Raw genomic sequence first — 19,046 nt, forward strand, 5'->3', positions numbered from 1 at the left:
GCTGCGGATGCATGTTCTATGCGGTAGCTCTTCAGGGAGCCGTAGAGGTTCGCTCAGTGGAACGCGCCGGCAGACAGAGCCGGTGGGGGAAGGGAGAGCGTCAAAACGCTGCTCCGATCAGAGCGATTGCGTTGAGCATAACTGGAGATTGAGTGGTACGCAAGAGCACGGTGCACATTTGCGTAAGGACCGCATGAAGACCGTGCGCGAGCTGAATTTTGCGCTGACTCTCATACGATCCTGATGCGCGTGCGTGTAAACACCAGAGAAGGTCGCATGGTTGCATCAGGCACCGGGATGTGCCGATTGTGATGCAATCGCCTGCCAGCGCAGCCCTCGCGTTCTGCGTTTCTTCCTCTTCGTCATCCGACGGCGATCTCTCACTTCCTCATTCGATTCCATTCAGCGCACGTGGCTGTGCGCATGTGCGTTTCACCTTGTTGTCGCTTTCTTTGGAGGCTGGTATGCGCAAGCTCTTTTATGTAGTTGTGTTCACATCACTCATTGCATCGTGCTATGGGCAGGGGCGTTTCGTGGACGCGTGGCAGAAGCGCGTACGCGTGACATCGTCGCAACAGCCTGGCTGGGCAGTGCCGGTATTCACGCCTTCTTCAGGCCTGGTGCAACTGATCCGCTTTGACGCGATCCGGCAGTACTCGCCCACGCATACCACCACATGGAACGTGGATGGCGGGAAGGGATTCAACATCATTCCCTGGTACAAAACCGAACTGGATTTGAATTTGCCGCCATTCCTACTTCACGATGCCAAGAACACTGTAGATGGGCCGGGCGATTTCAGCCTGCTGCTCAAGTACCGTCTTCTCGGAGCCAATGAGATGAAAGGGAACTATTCGGTCAGCGCGGCTGTGGCGGGGTCGGTTCCCACCGGCAGCCACAAGAACGGAAGTGCGGACGGAACCGTCGCGCCGACGGTGTTTGTGGGCAAAGGCTTTCGTTCGTTCGACGTGCAGAGCGCCGCCGCGATGGCGCTTCCAACCGGGCACACTGCCGCCAGTGGCCGGCCAATCAGCTGGAATACCGCTTTTCAGTACAAGGTCAAGCGCATCTTCTGGCCGGAACTGGAGATAAGCTCCACGTTCTTCCGCGGAGGGCCGCACGACGGCAAAGCCCAGACGTTCCTGGCGCCTGGACTTGAAGTGAGCAAAATCAAGTTGACATCCAATGAAACAAGCAGGCTAGCCGTTGTATTCGGCGCGGGCGAACAGATCGCGGTGACGCACTATCACACATACAATCACGCGCTCTCGTTCACCTCGCGGCTGGTCTTCTAGTGGGACGCAGAGAAAAACTCCGATGGTAGGATAGCCTCAACGCCGCACTTCAATGGCGCAGACGCAGCGTTCAGCGGGCTATCCACATCGAATGAACATCAACCAGTCCAGCCAGAAAAGAGACACGATGCCGGCGGCAAACTTCAATGGTCTTCGAGTTCTGAGCCTGGAATCTCGTCGCGCGGTGGAGACGGCCAAGCTGATCCGCACCTATGGTGGGGAGCCGCTTGTGGCGCCCGCCATGCGCGAAGTCTCGCTGGAATCTCAGAAGCCGGTTCTAGAATTTGCCGAAGCGCTGCTGCGCGGAGCTTTCGACCTGGTGATCTTCACGACGGGCGTGGGCGTGAAGGCGCTGCTCAAGACAGTCTCGGAGCACATGGATCGCGAGCAGTTCCTTGAAGCACTGCGCAAGGTGAGGATTGCTGCGCGCGGTCCCAAGTCATCCAGCGCATTGCGCGAGTTGCAGATACCCATCTCGGTGATTGCGCCGGAGCCCTTTACATGGCGCGCGCTGATGGGTGCGCTCGAGGCGAAGTTCGGGGCAGACCTCGGCGGCATGAATATCGCGGTCCAGGAATACGGAACTTCGAATCCTGAGTTGCTGACGGCGCTCGCTGAAAAGAGCATCTCGATCACGCGTTTGCCCGTCTATCAATGGGCTCTGCCTGAAGATACTCAACCGTTGCGTGAAGCTGTGATCGCACTAGCCCACGGTCACGTGGACGTGGTGTTGTTCATGAATGCGGGACAGGTGATGCATCTGTTCCTGATGGCGGAGCGCATGGGCTACACCGACGCGCTACACGAGGGCTTTCGCACTACGGTGGTTGGATCGATTGGGCCCAGCAACACCGAGGGGTTGAATGCGTACGGAGTGGTTCCTGACTACGAGCCGACGCAATCGAAGATGGGTTTCCTCATCAAGGAACTGGCAGAACGCTCCGCAGAGTTATTGCAGCAGAAGCGAATGGCCGCTGCCTTGCATGTGCCGGACGATGCGCCGCCGCCGCCGATCAGCCCGCTGTTGACCGGTGAATCAGTGGTTGCGCCAGCCAGCAAACCAGAGGCAGTCGGAGTGGATTTTCTGCATGAGATCGGCAGTCGCATAACGGCGGCCGACCCGCTGCACGTGGTGCTGAACCGCATTGTCGATTTCGCCTGTTCGCTAATCAAGTGCGATTCGTGTTTTGTCTACGTCCTTGAAGATGATCAGCTTGTTCTGCGCGCGTCGAAAAATCCGCATTCTGACGTGGTCGATCGCCTGGGCATCTGGCTTGGGCAGGGCATCACAGGGTGGGTCGGATGGCATCGCGAGCCGGTAGCAATTCCAACTAATGCTCTGCAGGATCCTCGATTTAAGCGCTTCAGGAATCTGGCTGAGGACTCCTTCGAGGCGTTTCTCTCGGTCCCAATACTGTGCAGAAGCAAGCTTGTGGGCGTGATCAACCTGCAGCATCGTAAGCCCTACTACCACACCGATCAGGAAGTGCGGCTCCTCTCCGCAGTGGGTTATTTGGTGGGCGCAGAGTTGGAGCGAGCGCGACTTGAAAGCGAGAACTCGGAACTATCTGACCGGCTTGAATCGCGTAAGGTGATTGAACGCGCCAAGGGAGTTCTGCAGCGAGACTTCGGCCTCGATGAAGAATCTGCTTATCGCGCCATGCAACGGGAGAGCCGCCAGCGCAGGAAGTCGATGCGCGAGATAGCAGAGGCTATTCTGCTCAACGAAGATCTGCGTAAGACCCGCTTGAACGGACGCGAAGCCTCAGCGTAGCGAAATAAGGGCGCCGAGCCGAAGTCATCAAGAATTTATGTGCGTTTCCATAAAGGCGGCATGAGGATTTCATTGGCGCGCCTTGTTCGGGATCAGAGGCTGTCGTAGCATAGCTGTACGGGTGAGCCCGTGTAGCGCTCCCCGCGTCACTTCGCTTCGCGCACCATGCCGTGCTGAGGCGTTCTCCACTATCACTACCTTTGCTCCGCGTTGAGCGCTCTGAATCCCGCTATAGCTGCGGGCGTTCGGTTCACAGCAACGCATCTTCCATCACCAGCAAAGGACATCGGCATGGAATCCACGTCAACGTACCCCACCGCATTTACGTCTGATCAGAAGGAGTATCTCGCCGGATTTTTTACCGGCGTGGTGCAGCAGAGGTTCAGGCCTTTTGCGGGCATGACGCCTGAGGGGCTCATTGCAAATGATTCGACGAGCGGCGCGGTCAATCTGGCCGAAGCGGTGGAAGAGACATACCACGGCGTGCCGGTTTCCGATCTGTGCCGCGAGGAGCGTTGGAAAGCGGAAGAGAATCCGCTCGACATCTGGGAGAAATTGCTGGCCCATGCGGATGCGAATCGCGCGCCCGCCGCGGAAGACCTGTTCCGCTTCAAGTTTCACGGGCTCTTCTATGTGGCTCCCGCGCAGGACTCGTTCATGTTGCGTTTGCGCATTCCGGGCGGCAGGCTTACGTCGCATCAGATGCGTGGTCTTGCCGACATGGCGGAGCGCTACGGTTCGGGCCGCGCCGATCTCACCACCCGCGCGAACATGCAGATCCGCGAGTTCCAGCCCAGAGATATTGTGCGTGTCCTCAATACGGTACAGTCGCTGGGGCTGACATCGCGCGGAACGGGCGCCGACAACATCCGCAACATAACGGCTTCGCCAACTACCGGTATCGATCCAAGTGAGCTCCTGGATGTTTCCCCCTTAGCGGAAGGGCTGCACTATTACATCCTCAACTCGCGCGATATGTACGAGCTCCCGCGCAAATTCAATGTCGCATTCGATAGTGGCGGCTCCATCAGCGTGCTCGCGGATACCAACGATATCGGTTTCCAGGCGGTGCGTGTCGGCGGCGGGCGCAGCGTACCCGCGGGCATTTACTTTCGCGTGCTGCTGTGCGGAATCACCGGGCATTGTCAGTTCGCGGAAGACACGGGCCTCCTCATATTGCCGGAACAGGCCGTTGCAGTAGCAGCCGCGATGATTCGCGTGTTCATCGAAAACGGCGATCGCACAGATCGCAAGAAGGCGCGGCTGAAATATCTGGTGGACCGCTGGGGCGTGGAGAAGTTCATTGCTGAGACGGAGAAGCGTCTGGCATTTCCGCTCCTCCGCTGCAGCGCTGAGGAATGCGATCCGCGTAATCCGATTGATCGCGCCGGCCACATTGGCGTTCATCCGCAGCGCCAGCCTGATCTGCATTACATCGGAATCTCTGTTCCCGTCGGTCGCCTTCCGGTGGAACAGATGCGCGCCGTGGCTGCTGTCGCAGACCAATTTGGCACAGGCGAAATTCGTCTCACTGTGTGGCAGAACCTGCTCATCCCCAATGTGCACTCCAGCCGCGTTTCTGAAGCTGTGGAGCAACTTCGCGAGGCGGGGCTCGATTGCGATGCAGGTGCGGTGTTGCGCGGGACGGTCGCCTGCACGGGCAACCGTGGATGCCGCTACGCCGCCACGGATACGAAGTCGCATGCTGTGGAACTCGCCAACTTTCTCGATGCCCGCTTCCAGATACTGCAACCCGTCAATCTCCACGTCACAGGCTGCCCGCATTCCTGTGCACAGCACTGTATCGGGGATATCGGCCTGCTTGGCACAAAGGTGATGGGCGAAGAAGGCTACCAGGTTGTGATTGGAGGCGGCGCTGACAAGGACCAAGGCATCGCACGCGAGTTGATATCTGCGATTTCCTATTCCGATCTTCCGCCGCTTCTGGAGCAGTTGTTTCGAACGTACGTCGAGCGGCGAGCGGGTGAAGAATCATTCCTCGATTTCAGCCGGCGCCACACCATCGATGAACTCAAGTCGTTTCTTGTTTTGAAGGAGGCCGCAACGCGATGAGCAACAGCATTCCACAGATCCCTGACAATGCGCCGTTCAGCCCGGAACAGCGCGCATGGCTCAACGGCTTTCTCGCAAGCTTGTTTTCTTCCGCGCCTGCGGCCGCATCCGTTCCGGCCGGAAAGAGAATCGCGGTTCTCTACGCGTCGCAGTCAGGAACGGCTGAAGGGCTGGCACGGAAACTCGCGAAGGAGTTGAAGGCCCAAGGCCATACGCCTGCGGTTTCAACGCTGGTGGGATACACGCCTGCAGCCCTCGCAGCCGAGTCGCATGCGCTGATTCTAGCCAGCACCTATGGCGATGGCGATGCGCCTGACGGCGTGCAGCCGTTTTACGAGCAGTTGTGTCTCGAGCACTTCCCACGCATGGAGAAGCTGCACTACAGCGTTTTCGCGCTCGGCGACAAACATTACGAACACTTCTGCAAGTTCGGCGCCGACCTCGATGCCAAGCTTGCCGCTCTCGGCGCGAATCCAATCTGCAGCCGAGTCGACAGCGATGTGGAAGTCGAACAGCCCTTCGCGGATTGGAAAGCCGCCGTGCTGGCGCAAGTTAATAAGAATGACGCGGCGAGGATCTTCGCTCCGCCTCCTGCTGCAGCGGCAATCGCCGAGGTCAAGAGCGATGATGCGGTGAAGCCTGCCCGCGTAGCCGAGCCCAGCATTTCGCGCGACAACCCGCTGCTGGCTAGGCTTGTAGACAAGCGAAGCCTGACGAAGGGTGCTGCAGCCAAGGTGACCATCCACCTCGCGTTTTCAACGGAAGATGGCCGCCTGACCTACGAAGCAGGCGATGCGTTCGGCGTTATCCCAAGCAATGATCCCAATCTGGTTGCCGAGATTCTTCAGCGGCTGGGATTCAACGGCAACGAGCAGGTGCCGCGCGGCAATTCAGGATCGACCACTCTGCACGAGGCCCTGCTGCACAATCTGCAGATCACGCGGCTCAGCCGCAAGATCGTTCAGGAATATGCAAAGCGCGGTAACTGCGCGCAGTTGCTTGCCATGCTGCTACCGGAGGCGCAGAGCAAGCTGGAGCAATATGTCTCGGAACGCGGGCTGATCGATTTGCTGGTGGAGTTCCCCGGTGTCCTGGACGATCCGGCGGACCTGGTTGCGATGCTGCCTCGGTTAACGCCGCGGCTTTACTCCATTTCTTCCAGCCCCGCTGCACATGCCGGCCAGGTTCACGCCACCGTCGCCGTGGTTCGGTACTTTGCTAATCAGCGGGAACGCGGCGGCGTCTGCTCCACGTTGCTGGCGGATCGCACGACTCTGTCTGATCGCCTTCCCATCTATATACAGCCCAACAAGAAATTCCGTCTGCCCGCTGATCCAAGCGCCCCCATAGTCATGATCGGGCCCGGCACCGGCATCGCACCGTTCCGCGGATTCCTGCATGAGCGGCGCGCGCTTGGGCACACCGGCCGCAACTGGCTCTTCTTCGGAGGGCGCAGCGCATCGGCCGATTTTCTCTATCGCGAAGAACTCGAAAGCATGCGGGCTGATGGCCATCTAACGCGGCTTGATACGGCCTTCTCGCGCGACCAGGAGCACAAGGTGTATGTGCAGGATCGCATGATGGAGCACTCACGATTGTTTTGGCAGTGGCTCCAGGAGGGCGCCAGCGTTTATGTCTGCGGCGATGCCTCGCGCATGGCGAAGGACGTGAATGCTGCCATGCGGAAAATTGCAGAGCAGGAAGGCGGCTTTTCGCACGAGCAAGCGGAGGAGTACATGGCGCATTTGAAGGACCAGCACCGCTATCATCGCGACGTGTATTAAGGGAGACCAGGAGTCGGTGGGCGGATCGGCAGCGTTCTTCTTGAGAGGCCGGGAGTAGGAATTGGAAGAACAGGGACAGAGGGACAAAGGGACACTGGCAATGTGGCCGAATCGCGAATTTAGGAGTTCTATTCCAGGTTTCGCTCACGCTAGAGAATCGCGACTCCCTCCATCACCTTCACCGCGTATCCGCCGACGCGGACATTATGCACTCGGTCGCCGGTCTTGCTTGCCCGAACGAAAATCTCGCTTGGCCGGTTGGCCTCCACGCCTTGGCGGATCAACGCCAGTTCCTCCGGTTTGATCACGCCATACTTGACCATCCATGCGGCGGTGCAGCCGGAAGCAGAGCCGGTAGCTGGGTCCTCGCCGAAACGATCGATGTTGCGCGCCCGGAGGCAGGCGTTGGAATCGCCGGTCTCGCGGGTGACGTAGTGGAAATCCAGGGCGTTCTCGCCCGCAGCCTGCAAGTACGCGTCATTTTTGTCAAAGTCCAGGTGCAGGCTTTGCAGAGCCTTGAGTGTGCGAAGGGGCACAACTACAAAACCCAATCCCGTCGACACTGTCTGGATGGGCAAGTCTGGATCCAGATCATCCGGGCGAAGGCCGATCAACTGAGCAATCCGGGTTCGATCGTGTGTCTTGCCGAAGACCGGATCCAATTGAGTCATCTCCCCAAAGGCGCCGCGCGCGTCATCGTGAAAGACGACCGGGATCTTGCCTGCCTTGAGGTCCAGCAAAATGGTGGAGGGACGGCTGGTGCCGTGCATGCGCAAAACGTTGGCGGTGCCGAGAGTGGGATGGCCAGCAAACGGCAACTCGCCGGCAGGATAAAAAATGCGGACCTTGGCTCCTTCGCTGCGGTCAGTCGCGGTGTCTCGCGGGAACACAAACGTGGTTTCCTGCAGATTCGTCTCGCGCGCGAGGGCGAGCATCTCTGCATCAGTGAGACCACGCGCATCAGTGAACACGACTAGCTGGTTGCCCTCGAGCCGCTGGGACGTGAATACATCCATCTGCACATAGGGATAGCGGCGAGAGGTAGCAGCCGGGGTGGCAGAGGCTGCTGAGCACTGGATCAGCTGTCCGCCTGCCGTGGAAGCGGCGATACCGCGGATGAGGGCGCGTCGTGAAAGGTTCATCGGTGGCCCAGATTCTATCAGTGCATGGCCGGAAGGCCTGGCGGAAATTCGGTTCCCGAACATCTATGCGCGTTTCGTGTACTTACTGAACAAGCGGGTCAAGTTTGTCTTGAAGCCGGCCGGCAGCTCAGACCATCCCACCTCTGCGGGTTCCTCCTGGGCCTAAGAGGGCGAGCGGAGGCAACCAGCGGATCGCAGCAATGCGCCGAGTAGTTCGTCGCCATCCCACGTATGCATTTCAACGACATCCAACTAGCTCAACCATGAGAGGAAATATGCTGGCCCATTCCATCGTTCTAATCACTCATATTGCAGCCGTCTTTGTACTATGCGCGGTGTTAAGCATCGAAGCGCTTTCTTTGCGATGGTTGAGACGAGCCTCCAATTTTGGCGATGCTCACCCGTGGATCGAACCGGTTCCGCGACTGCGCATGTTCGCAATCGGGTCGGTGCTCCTCATTCAAGCTACCGGTATCGACCTCATTCATCGAACGTCATCTCTGGGGCAGGGCTGGGCACTTGTCGCCATGGGAAGCTTTCCGGTTCTCATGGCGCCGCTCGGAAACCTGACGTCCAGGCGGATGCGCATAATTCGCGCGGCGTTCCGGTCGAGAGATGTGAGCGAAAGCGAAGCCCTCCGCATGTTGCGCGCACCGTTTCTCAAAGTCTCCCTGGCTGTCCGGGTCGCGGCCTTCCTCGGGGTATTTGTTCTGGTGACGGTTAAACCGGGGGCGTGGGCCGCGGCGGGGTTTGTAGTAACCTCACTTAGTCTTGCTCTCCTCGTATCGCTTTCCCCATGGCGGCGCATGGAACCACCCATAGGGCGGAGCGTGTAAATGACCAACATGCGGGCATTTGCCGTCCTCCGCCAGAGGGCGGAACACGGCATCATCCGGACAACATACAGGTGCATCAGGGAAAGGCGTTCAAGTGACATCTCAATCCACTAGAAACAATGCTCATAGGATGGTGGCCTGCGTCAGACTTGTCCTCTGGATCGGCATATCCGGCGCGGTAATGCCTGCAACGAATGCTGCTGATTTGAATCGCGATATCGCGCGGGTGAAGACAGGTGTCTTTGAGTATCGCGACTCGGATTGCGGCAAGAATGTGGGCAATAGCAAGATCACGATTCAACGGCTCTCCGGCTCCGGCAATTTGAGATTCATGAATGAAGCGAACTTTTCGGATGGCTTCTCCGGCTTTGAGAGCCAGAGGTGGGAAGCGGTCACATCGCCGGGATTCCAGCCGATCCTGGCGCGGCTGGCATTTGTTCGCGACGAGGAGCCTTTTCCAATCTTCGATCTGAGCTACGAGTACGGCGAGGTCAAGGGCTTCCTCATGCGTCGTGAAGACGCTTCCGCTCAGCGCGCCAAACAGGCGATCGATGAGGCGGTACCTCCCGGCATCGTAGATCAGAGGATCGACTGGGGCGCGATTCTTGCCAGCGCCCTCGAACCGGGTGAGCGCATCCAATTCGACGTGTTCGACCCGGTGACCGGCGTGGGTCACGTGACTGCTGAAGTTGGGTCGGCTCAACTGATACGGGTCGCCGCTGGAACGTTCCGATGCTACCCAGTTGATTACCAAATCAAGAAGCTCAACAGGACGGAGCACTACCGGCTGTTTGTTTCTATGAGGCTTCCTCACATTATGGTTCGCGAAGATTTTCCAAACGGAGTGGTCTCGGAACTGGTACGAATCCTGGCGGCTGCTGGGGACCATTGAGTTCGTGGTTTTGCCGCGGTCCTCTCAGTATGACCGTTCCACGCGATGTGAATCAGGTGTGATGTCAGACCGGAGCAGAGCGGGGCTTGCATGGGATTTCGTCCTGCAGTGAACACGCCACTTTGGCAGAATGATCCAGTGGAAACAATCGCGATTTTTCATTCTGTTCTCGGGCTTCGGGCGGTAGAGCAGGAGGCGGCGGAACGATTTCGGTCTTGCGGCTTTCGAGTTGTACTGCCCGACCTCTACGCCGGCAGGCGCACTGAATCACTCGACGAAGGGTTCCAAGTGATGGCAGAGATTGGCTGGCCTATGATTTGCCGGCGCGCGGCTGAGGCGATGAGGAATCTACCGGATACCTCGATTCTCGCGGGCTTCTCCATGGGGGCAGGAGTGATTTCCAGCCTGTGGCGCGAACGACCCGCAAGCAGGGGAGTTCTCCTGTTTCACGGACTTGCTGAGGTCCCGAGGAATGTCAGGTCCGGTTTCAGGGTGCAGACTCATATCGCTTCTGTTGACCGATTCGTTTCTGGCGAGCAAAGAGCGCTTTGGTCTGAATCGGGACGAAAAGCCGGTCTCTCGATCGAGGACTTTAGCTACAGTGAAGCAGGCCACTTCTTCACTGATTTCAACTCGACCGATTACGACGCTGCTGCGTCGGAACTCGCATGGAAACGCGCATTGAAGTTTCTACACGAACTGAGTTTGACCTGACTCCAGCGATCGAGATTTTCGCGGATTTATTGAAGGCGTATTGGATCGAAATATCTTCAACGCAGGGGCTGGCCGATTCCTGGGAAAATTCCTCACGCTGTTTTTGAGCCACGCGCCTCTTTCCCCGATTCGCTTGCCGGGAGAATTCTCTTCAATTAGGCGTCCGCATATCGCGACGATGATTCGCTGCCATTTTTGAATGGGAAAGAATCGCTTGCCAGAGTGTAAGTAGATGGCAGAAAATGTCGTGCGTTAAACATATGGACGCGAGCCTCCCCCCTTGGAGCCGTTCGCCATGGTGTGTCGGTGTTGTGGGGCCTTCAATTCACTGCGTCGCGAGCAGCGTGTCGGCTTCTGGCAGAAGAGGTTCTTTCCTCTATTCGGTTTATTTCCGTGGGAATGCGTGTTCTGCCGGAAGGTGAAGCTTTATTTCGCGAAGAAAACGGCGAGGATGCAGGGCGGCGCGTCGAGGTGAGGCGGAGGCGCCCGTCATTACTTTGGTGTGAACTTAGCGCACGTCTTTCGTGCCAGAATTGCGTTCATTCAAATCTCCCCAAGGGAAAGGCTGGTTCTAATGCCCTCATGTTCTTTTGCCTGTAATTGCGCGCTGGAACATAACGCTGAGGCGAGTACCCGGCGGCCGATGCTCGTTTACTGCAAGCCAAAGCAGAATGCGGGGAACCCGGCATTTCGGGGCGCGTGTTATGCGCTACTGCTGGAGGCGACGCTGTGGGGAGCGGCGATGGCAACCGTCGCGGTCTATCGTGTGATGTTTCACCGCTAAGTCCGGAGTACTAAAGGCGATGCACAGGGGGCCGCACGAGGTGGGCAGGCCTGGTTACCTTTTAGCGAACTATTGTGTTCTATCCTTCGCGGTGGAAGTTCGATAGAGTCGGACTGTCCTGCTTGGACTACTGAACGGGGCAGGAGGTCGCATGGGTAGAGCCACCAAAGCGCGTGTAGCGATATTCCCGAAGAGGCCCGGGGCGCCGCCAGTGCAGGAGGTGCGCTGCGCGGTGCGGTTTCCGCTGTCGCTGCCGGTGGTGATCCAAGCGAGGCGGCGACAACACACGGCGCAGACGCGGAATGTTTCAGCGAGCGGCGTGTTGTTCGAAATGGAAAACGGGCTGCCGGTTGGAGAGCACATCAACTTCTCGCTTCGCATGCCGGGTGGCATCCTGGGTACGGCGCACGATGTTCTGGTGGATTGCACCGGACGTGTGGTACGCTGCACGAAGAGCCAAGCCCAGACTCAAGTTGCAGCCACGATCGACGAATATCGGTTTGTGGAGCAATAACTCATATTTTTCCTGGGCGGGCCATAGCAGGTTATGGAATTTCTCGAAGATACACCTGTAGGTGGAAGTGCGGACGATGCCACGAGGCCGGGGAGTATCCGCATCATCCTTGCGGACTCGCAGGCGATCTATCGCGTCGGAATCCGGAAGATATTCGCACTTGAGGACGATATTCGGGTGGTGGCTCAGGCTGATTCACTCGAGAATCTGAAGGGTGCGATCGAGCGCTTTCCTACGGATGTGGTTCTGGTGGAAGGGGCTTTGCTCGCGGCTAGCTCCAGTGCGATCGCGGACATCTTGAAGATTGCGCCGGAGATCAAGCTGATTGTGCAGGCAACTTCGACCGATGAGAGCGCGACGGTGGAGTTGTACCGGCGAGGCGTGCGGGGCATTGTGACGCGCGCGATTTCACCGGATCTTCTGGTGCGTTGCGTACGGCGTATCGCGGAGGGCGAGACCTGGATCGATAACCAGAGCGTGAACTGGGTTATTGAAGCCTATCGCGCGCAGGCGGCTTCGCTGGTGAATCCCAAGACGCAGCCGCGGCTGTCGCCGAAAGAGATGGCGATTATCGCCTGCATCACCCAGGGGAAGCGGAACAAGGAGATTGCGTTCCAACTGGGGACGACCGAGCAGGTTATCAAGAACTATCTGCGCAAGATATACGACAAGCTGGGGGTCAGCGACCGATTGGAACTGGCGCTCTATTGTCTGCATAACAAGATCATCCAGAGCGATGACGCAGATGAGAGCCTGATCGAGCAGAAGCTGGCGCGGCGATAAGTTAATAGTTAGAAGTAAGTTGTGACGCGATCCTTTGGATCGCGTTTTTTATTGGTTGGAAGGCGGCCGTCAGCCGCAGCCTGATGCGCCCAAACCGAATTGTTCTTGTGAATGCTGTTTACTCCATAGTACAAACAGGCGTTGGCTGTAATGAGTACCTTTTTCGGACCTATGTGATTTAGTAGATTGATATGTCGCGTTAGATGAGGTAGTTACGCGAAATTTGGCGAAAATTAGGAGAAGTAAAAACAGGGGGAGGGGCAGCTAATTTTCTAGTAACCCCATTAACTTCTTCGTTAACCCACGTTCGCCCTTGTTTTCCTTGGCCCGGATAGTTCGTGGAGGAGGGAAAAACGAAGCCCGCCGTGATCCGGCGGGCTTCGTTTTCCTTCTCTATATCCAGTATGGCAGATTCGATCAGTAATCGGCAATTATTTTTCCACATTGTGAAGTGATTGGAATGAGCGGTTTAGGTATGTTTTCCACACGGGAGGGGGCTTGACAGGATTTTGGCGATGGTCCGCTGAGCACGCAGATCCCGACAGCAACAGCCGCCAGTGTCTTGAGCAAAGCTGAAAGGGTGATTCTCAATGCTGCTGATTCAATGCCGCCAAGATCTGTTTGCGAAAAGACTCGTAGGGCGTCAGCACGGGGCCGCGCAACGAAATCAATCCGCCTCCACTCTCAACGATTTTCCGCGTTGCGCCATTTGAGAGCGTGAATACCAGCCTGTCAAAGGGCACACCTCTGGGTTCGGATTCGCGGAACACATCGTTGTCCTGATGCTGGTAGTACCACAACTGGAGTACCCAGGAGCAATGGAGGCGTTGCACCTCCGGCACGATATCGCGTTGCAGGGAAGCTGGTAAGACGATGATGTTGAGTTGGGCCTTGTTCCTGAGTCTCTGTCCGGCCAGTTGTTGATACATCCCAATCGCAAACGGTCCGGCAGGAGGGTCGTAAGAGCCGGCTTGATCCGGTTTTGTATCCACAATGCATAGCGAAGTTGGGGGCGGCTGCGAGAACAGGCGATTGGGCGTTGGGATAACCGCAGCCAGAGCTGCCAAGATGAACAGTCTCTTGAATCTCAGCACGATATGCCTGAGATATTTCACGTTGCAAGGGTTCCACGGGAGGCATGATCAGTCAAGCTCCCCGAGAGCTTCGCCGACTCGGCCGTTGAAGCCGTGCCCTTGTTACAAAGCCCGGCAATCCTGTTTTCAGGAAGCTGCCGCAGGGCAAGAGGATCTTTCAGGGCGGATCCTTCGCCTTCACTTCGCTGAGGGGCAGATGACAGCGCCGGGGACGGGTTCGGGAGGCCTGGATTCCCTGCTTCCACGCCGCTCGTCGCCGAGTGCCGGGAATCACAAAAGGACAAGCAAAGGCAAAGGCAACCGCAGATCCCTCGGCTGCGCCTCGGGATGACACCGCTTTGGGGGTAGCGGGCCTGGTGTGGCGGGCGTGAGTGGGATGATCCAATGCCCTGCGGCGAATTACGGCAACAGGAGCAAAGGCAAAGCTAAAGAAGGCTGGGTTCCTGGTTCCCTACGCTTTCGTGGAGGGCGCGAAAGCGTGGCGCACCCGTGGTGCATGGGGGAACTCTCGTGGGCTTGGGGGGCGTGCTGTCCCACCCTCGCGCGGTGACGGGCCATCTAGCGACGAAGACCTGTCGCCGGTGACCCGGCTGCGCACCCGGCGGCAGCTGACTTAGTCGCTGGGCACGTGCGGTGAGGGATTGTCCGCTTTATGGCTCGCAGCCGGTGTGCCGATATGGTCCGCGAGGTTAGCGCCAGTGAAGTTGGAGGTAAAACTTGCATCAATCTCCGGCAGCATTGTCCGGTTCCACGCCGCCCATTCCGCTACTAGGCGACTGTACGTGTCGGGCAGGCGTTCCTTAAGGTTGGCCCTCTCCATAGGGTCATCGACAACGTTGAAGAGGAACGTGTTATCGAGAATCTTGAGGTACTTCATATCGCCATCTCGCACCGCATGCTGGGCGTTCGCTTTGTAGCGCCAAAACACCTTGCGCGAGATGGGCGCAACGCCCGCCGTGAGGAATGGAAGAAGATCGATGCCGTCCGATGGATAGGCGGGATCGGGGGCGGTCCCGGCAGCGGCGAGAAGGGTCGGCACCCAATCCATGCTCATGGCCACCTGACTCGTGGTCTTCCCTGCCGGGAGGCGAGCGGGCCAGGAGACTATAGCGGGAATGCGCAGCCCACCTTCGAGCAATTCGGTTTTACGCCCGGTGAATGGCCAAGTATCGGCGAAGCGTTCGCCCCCATTGTCACTGGTGAAGATCACAATGGTGTTGTCGAGTATGGCGTGCGACCGAAGTGCATCGAGTACGCGACCGACCTGCAGATCGAGATCCTCCAGCATGCGCTGATAAGTGCGTTGCGAACCGCCGTCGAAGTCAGACATGGGACGCCCTACAAGCCTTCGGGATTCGCCTTCATCTTCCGGCCCTTCCCATGGCCAATGAGGTGCGTTGAAATGCAAGCTAAGCAAAAAGGGTCTTCTCTCTTTTGCATAGCGATCGACAACCTGAACGGCACGATCCCCCAGCAGGTGGGTGAGGTACCCGGCCTGTTGCACTTTGACATCCTCATCCCATAGATCATCGGAGTGAGTGAAATAGTCAACCGCACCACCGCGGAACCCATAAAAGTGCTCATAACCGCTCCGCAAAGGTCCGTATTTGGGCAATATTCCCAAGTGCCACTTCCCCACGAGGGTCGTTCCGTAGCCGGCTTTGCGCAGCAACGACGGCAAGGTGGGATGTTCTGGGGGCAAGCCGGTATCGCGATCAACCAGCGGTTCGTCGAGACCGACATCCAGCCGATCCTGATAACGTCCGGTAATCAGGGCCGTGCGCGTTGCCGAGCAGACGGCGGAGTTTGCGTAAGCTTGCGTAAAGCGCACGCCTGAAAGAGCCAGACTATCGATGTGAGGAGTATGCAAATCGGGTCGGCCATAACACGAAACATCGGCGTAACCAAGGTCATCAGCAACGATGAAAACGATGTTGGGCTTGGCCGATGTATGCTCTCCAACCAGTTTTTGAACACCGAACGCAAGCGCAGCGGCCCCCATGCCGGCTTGTCGGAGGACGGTACGGCGTGAAGTGCACGGCATATGGCTCCTGGCACAGGGAAGATCAGGCGAGAAGCTTAGCAGCATGCACGCATGATCGCCGAATCAAATAGCTGGATGCCGAAGTGCGGCGCCTCACTGTGCCCCAGTTTGGGTCAATTACCGGCTATTCGGAGGGGCAGGGGCGGCGCGGGTGAGTGAATTTCGACGCGGCCTTTGTATGTTCTGTTTCGAGGCTTGAGGATGAGTTCACGTTTCGGCGGTGAGCTCGCAAAACGCAACTGCAAGAACAACCGCAGATCCCTCGGCTTCGCCTCGGGATGACACCGCTTTGGGGAGCGGGCCTTGTGGGGAGTTCGCATTGTGTGGAACGTTACGGTTCGGGTGTGCCGTCGCAGGTGACTTTGCTGCTGGTGCCGTCGCAGGTGGGGTGGGCGCGGTCGTCGCAGTGAGCGCGGGCGCGCTCAAGGAGGTCGATGAGGGTGCGGAGGTCGGACTCGCCGAGATGATTGAGCAACTGGCCGGGGAGCTGGGAGATGGTCTCGTCCATTTCAGAGAGCAGGGCCAGGCCGGCGGGGGAGATATGGGTGAGGACGACCCGGCGGTCCTTCTTGTCGCGCTCCTGGCGGATGAACTTGAGGGCCTTGAGGCGGGAGAGGAGACGGGTGATGTCGGGGTCGGCTGTGACCATGCGGTCGCCGATGACGGAGCAGGGAAGGCCCCGGGGGTGAGCGCCGCGGAGGATGCGGAGGACGTTGTATTGCGTGCTGGTGATGTTCCAGCGGCGAGAGCCGCGCTGCATAGCTCGCTGGAGACAGTCGGCGGTGCGGGCGATGTTGAGGAGGGCTTCTTCCGCGGGGCCGCTGAAGGGGCGTTGCTGACCGATCTCGGATTTGAGACTACACACGGTGGCTCCGGGTGGAACAGGGACAAAGGGACAAGGGATTAACGAACAGAGGGACAAAGTTGCAGAGTGGCAAAGTGGCAAAGTTGCGGAGTGCAGCAGTGAAGGAGTGAGCCGGCATTCGAGAAGCCACTGCATTGATCGGTTCTCATGCGCTCATCCTTCACTATTTCACTGCTTAGCTGTTTCGCATGCTACTGCTTGGCGACGTCTAGGTCGATGGTGAGCTTGATTTCGTCGCTGACGATGTTGTCGGGGGTTTTGGCGCCGATGCCGAAGTCCTTGCGTTTGAGGGTGGTGGTGGCGCTGTAGCCGGCGTGGGGTTTCTTATCCATACCGGGGATGGGGCCGGCGGGGCCGTCGACCTCGAGCGTAACCGGGCGGGTGACGCCATGGAGGGTGAGATTGCCATTGACGGTGAGGTGGCCGGCGCTGCCGCTGACACTGGTGCTGGTGAAGGTGGCGGTCGGGAACTGAGCGACGTCGAAGTAGTTCGGGCTCTTGAGGTCGTTGTCGCGAGGCTGAACGCCGGTATCGATGGTGGTGGTATCGATGGTGACCGAGACGGTGGACTTGGTGATGTCGGAGTCGTTGAGAGTAATGGCGCCCTTGAGGCCGCCGAAGTGGCCGTTCACGTTGGACAGGGTCAGATGTTTGACGGTGAAGTTGACGCTGCTGTGCATCGGATCGATGTTCCAGGTGGAGGTCTGAGCCGCGGCGAAGGGAGCGGCGAGGGCAAGAGCGCCGAGCGTGAGAGCAAGACGATGCATGGGGAAATCCTTTCAATGAAGTCCACGTGGGCCGGTGCTTGGAGCGTTCCCACGGATTGCGTGAACGAGGAAGAAAGCCGCGCGAGGGCGGGGGAAGGGGAAGCGCTCACAGAAAGGATGCCACCGGGCAGTTGTTTGTTGCAACAACTATTTTGTGAGGGGTGTGTTTCGCAGGAAATCCGGGAAGAGGTGATGGTGATTTGCAGGGTGGATCAGGGACGCGGGCGGGGTGAGCCTTCAACGTGAAACGCGAGTAACCATTACCTCGGGTGCCGAGGTACTTAGCACTAAGGTGGAATTGAGGACCTCTGGGCAGGTTCCTATGATCCCTATATTGCAATCATCATTCTTAGCCGCGTATGCGGCCTGGAGCATTCGGAACGATTTGCGGTGCAAGCCGACGTGCGGCCGAAGAACGCGGCGCAGTCCAGACGAGAGCATTCAAGGCACCCGCACAGGCCAACCATGGAACGCGCAGCAGGCGCGATGCGATTAGTAAAGTTGCTGGAGATGGTTTGTGAGATCAGTGCGCGTTGAAGATTCCCCGAGGCGAACGAATCCGGTGCTGGAAGCGCTGGCCGGGGACCAGCGGGAGACGCTTGGGGAGAATTCGTTCCGGCGGATGATTGCCGTGGAGCGGAAACGGAGCGAGCGATCGAAGGAGCCGTTCCTGCTGCTGCTGGTGGAACTGGGCGACGAGCAGGAGCCGAAAGACAACCGGAAGGTGCTGGAACGGATGCTGGAGGCTCTGCGGTTGTGCAGCCGGGAGACCGACGTCATTGGTTGGTACAAGGAGCACAGTGCGATTGGGGTGATGTTCACGGGCCTGGTTGTGAAGGACAAGGACCTGATCCGGTCGACGCTGCTCTCACGCGTGAGCGACCTGCTGAGGAATGAGCTGACGTTCGACCAGTTCGACGAGGTGCGGCTGTCGTTCCATTTCTTTCCAGATGCGTGGGATCACGAGAAGGACGGCGATGGGCCCACGAATGTGACGCTGTATCCGGACCTGATGAATCCGCCGGCGAAAAAGAAGTCGCTGCTGATGATGAAGCGGGCGATCGATGTTGTGGCGAGCGGACTGGGGCTGCTGGTGCTGTCGCCGGTGTTTGCGGCGATTGCGATTTTGATCAAGCTGACGTCGAAGGGGCCGGTGCTCTTCAAGCAGCAGCGCGTGGGTCAGTACGGAAAGCTGTTTACGGTTTTGAAGTTCCGCTCGATGTTTGTGAACAACGATCACAGCGTGCACCAGGAGTATGTGACGAAGCTGATCGCGAACCAGGCGCAGCGGCACGGGGCAACGGGCGCGGGCGATGGGGTGTACAAGCTGACAAACGATCGCCGGATCACGCCGCTGGGAGAGTTTCTGCGGCGGACGAGCCTGGACGAGCTTCCGCAGATTTTCAATGTGTTACTCGGGGAGATGTCGCTGGTGGGACCGCGTCCGGCGATTCCTTACGAATTGGCTGCGTACCAGACATGGCACAGACGGCGGATTCTGGAGGCGAAGCCTGGGATTACCGGCCTGTGGCAGGTGACGGGGCGGAGCCTGGTGAAGTTCGACGATATGGTGCGGCTCGATTTGCGCTACGCAAATTCGTGGTCGCTTTGGCTGGATCTTTGGATTCTGGTGCGCACGCCCATGGCAGTGATTCGAGGTTCGGGCGCCTATTAAGCAAGAGACG

At 58.3% G+C, this 19,046-nt stretch carries 15 protein-coding genes; 10 read left to right on the forward strand and 5 right to left on the reverse strand.

Annotation, left to right across the window (positions count from 1 at the left end; genetic code table 11):
* Window positions 1–464 precede the first annotated feature (464 nt).
* The 4 genes from MOP44_RS13440 (at window position 465) to MOP44_RS13455 (ending at window position 6,926) form a co-directional block, all read left to right on the forward strand.
* A complete protein-coding gene (locus MOP44_RS13440) occupies window positions 465–1,295 on the forward strand; it encodes a hypothetical protein (RefSeq protein ID WP_260796550.1) in 831 nt (276 codons plus the stop codon).
* Between the two features lie 91 nt (window positions 1,296–1,386).
* Window positions 1,387–3,069 carry a uroporphyrinogen-III synthase gene (locus MOP44_RS13445; protein WP_260796551.1) on the forward strand — a complete coding sequence of 561 codons (1,683 nt, stop codon included), beginning with the start codon at window positions 1,387–1,389 and terminating at the stop codon, window positions 3,067–3,069.
* A 291-nt stretch (window positions 3,070–3,360) separates the two neighbouring features.
* Window positions 3,361–5,142, forward strand: a complete 1,782-nt coding sequence (locus tag MOP44_RS13450; RefSeq protein WP_260796552.1) for a NirA family protein — start codon at window positions 3,361–3,363, stop codon at window positions 5,140–5,142.
* Entirely contained in the window at window positions 5,139–6,926 is a 1,788-nt protein-coding gene (locus MOP44_RS13455) for a sulfite reductase subunit alpha (protein ID WP_260796553.1), read from the forward strand. The genes MOP44_RS13450 and MOP44_RS13455 overlap by 4 nt, the downstream gene beginning before the upstream one ends.
* Before the next feature lie 149 nt (window positions 6,927–7,075).
* Here MOP44_RS13455 and MOP44_RS13460 read toward each other — a convergent pair whose 3' ends face one another.
* A complete protein-coding gene (locus MOP44_RS13460; protein WP_260796554.1) occupies window positions 7,076–8,068 on the reverse strand; it encodes a PhzF family phenazine biosynthesis protein in 993 nt (330 codons plus the stop codon).
* A gap of 275 nt (window positions 8,069–8,343) precedes the next feature.
* Here MOP44_RS13460 and MOP44_RS13465 point away from each other — a divergent pair, with 275 nt between their 5' ends.
* The 5 genes from MOP44_RS13465 (at window position 8,344) to MOP44_RS13485 (ending at window position 12,591) form a co-directional block, all read left to right on the forward strand.
* Window positions 8,344–8,904, forward strand: coding sequence for a hypothetical protein (locus MOP44_RS13465; protein WP_260796555.1), 561 nt, complete (start codon window positions 8,344–8,346; stop codon window positions 8,902–8,904).
* A 19-nt stretch (window positions 8,905–8,923) separates the two neighbouring features.
* Window positions 8,924–9,796, forward strand: a complete 873-nt coding sequence (locus MOP44_RS13470) for a DUF3108 domain-containing protein (protein WP_260796556.1) — start codon at window positions 8,924–8,926, stop codon at window positions 9,794–9,796.
* Between the two features lie 90 nt (window positions 9,797–9,886).
* Window positions 9,887–10,510, forward strand: a complete 624-nt coding sequence (locus MOP44_RS13475) for a dienelactone hydrolase family protein (RefSeq protein WP_260796557.1) — start codon at window positions 9,887–9,889, stop codon at window positions 10,508–10,510.
* A gap of 935 nt (window positions 10,511–11,445) precedes the next feature.
* Entirely contained in the window at window positions 11,446–11,808 is a 363-nt protein-coding gene (locus tag MOP44_RS13480; protein ID WP_260796558.1) for a PilZ domain-containing protein, read from the forward strand.
* Window positions 11,809–11,841: 33 nt separating this feature from the next.
* Window positions 11,842–12,591 (forward strand): response regulator transcription factor, encoded by a 750-nt coding sequence (locus MOP44_RS13485; protein ID WP_260796559.1) that lies wholly within the window; start codon window positions 11,842–11,844, stop codon window positions 12,589–12,591.
* A gap of 587 nt (window positions 12,592–13,178) precedes the next feature.
* Here MOP44_RS13485 and MOP44_RS13490 read toward each other — a convergent pair.
* From MOP44_RS13490 to MOP44_RS13505, 4 genes are all read right to left on the reverse strand, one after another.
* Entirely contained in the window at window positions 13,179–13,658 is a 480-nt protein-coding gene (locus MOP44_RS13490; RefSeq protein ID WP_260796560.1) for a hypothetical protein, read from the reverse strand.
* 640 nt (window positions 13,659–14,298) lie between these two features.
* A complete protein-coding gene (locus MOP44_RS13495; RefSeq protein ID WP_260796561.1) occupies window positions 14,299–15,774 on the reverse strand; it encodes a sulfatase family protein in 1,476 nt (491 codons plus the stop codon).
* Between the two features lie 286 nt (window positions 15,775–16,060).
* Window positions 16,061–16,594, reverse strand: coding sequence for a MarR family winged helix-turn-helix transcriptional regulator (locus MOP44_RS13500; protein ID WP_260796562.1), 534 nt, complete (start codon window positions 16,592–16,594; stop codon window positions 16,061–16,063).
* A 191-nt stretch (window positions 16,595–16,785) separates the two neighbouring features.
* Window positions 16,786–17,361: a YceI family protein gene (locus tag MOP44_RS13505; RefSeq protein ID WP_260796563.1), complete on the reverse strand. Its 576-nt coding sequence runs from the start codon at window positions 17,359–17,361 to the stop codon at window positions 16,786–16,788.
* 517 nt (window positions 17,362–17,878) lie between these two features.
* Here MOP44_RS13505 and MOP44_RS13510 point away from each other — a divergent pair.
* Complete coding sequence (locus MOP44_RS13510) at window positions 17,879–19,036, forward strand: sugar transferase (RefSeq protein WP_260796564.1); 1,158 nt, start codon at window positions 17,879–17,881, stop codon at window positions 19,034–19,036.
* Window positions 19,037–19,046 lie beyond the last annotated feature (10 nt).

The organism is Occallatibacter riparius (assembly GCF_025264625.1).
Lineage (GTDB): Bacteria > Acidobacteriota > Terriglobia > Terriglobales > Acidobacteriaceae > Telmatobacter > Telmatobacter riparius.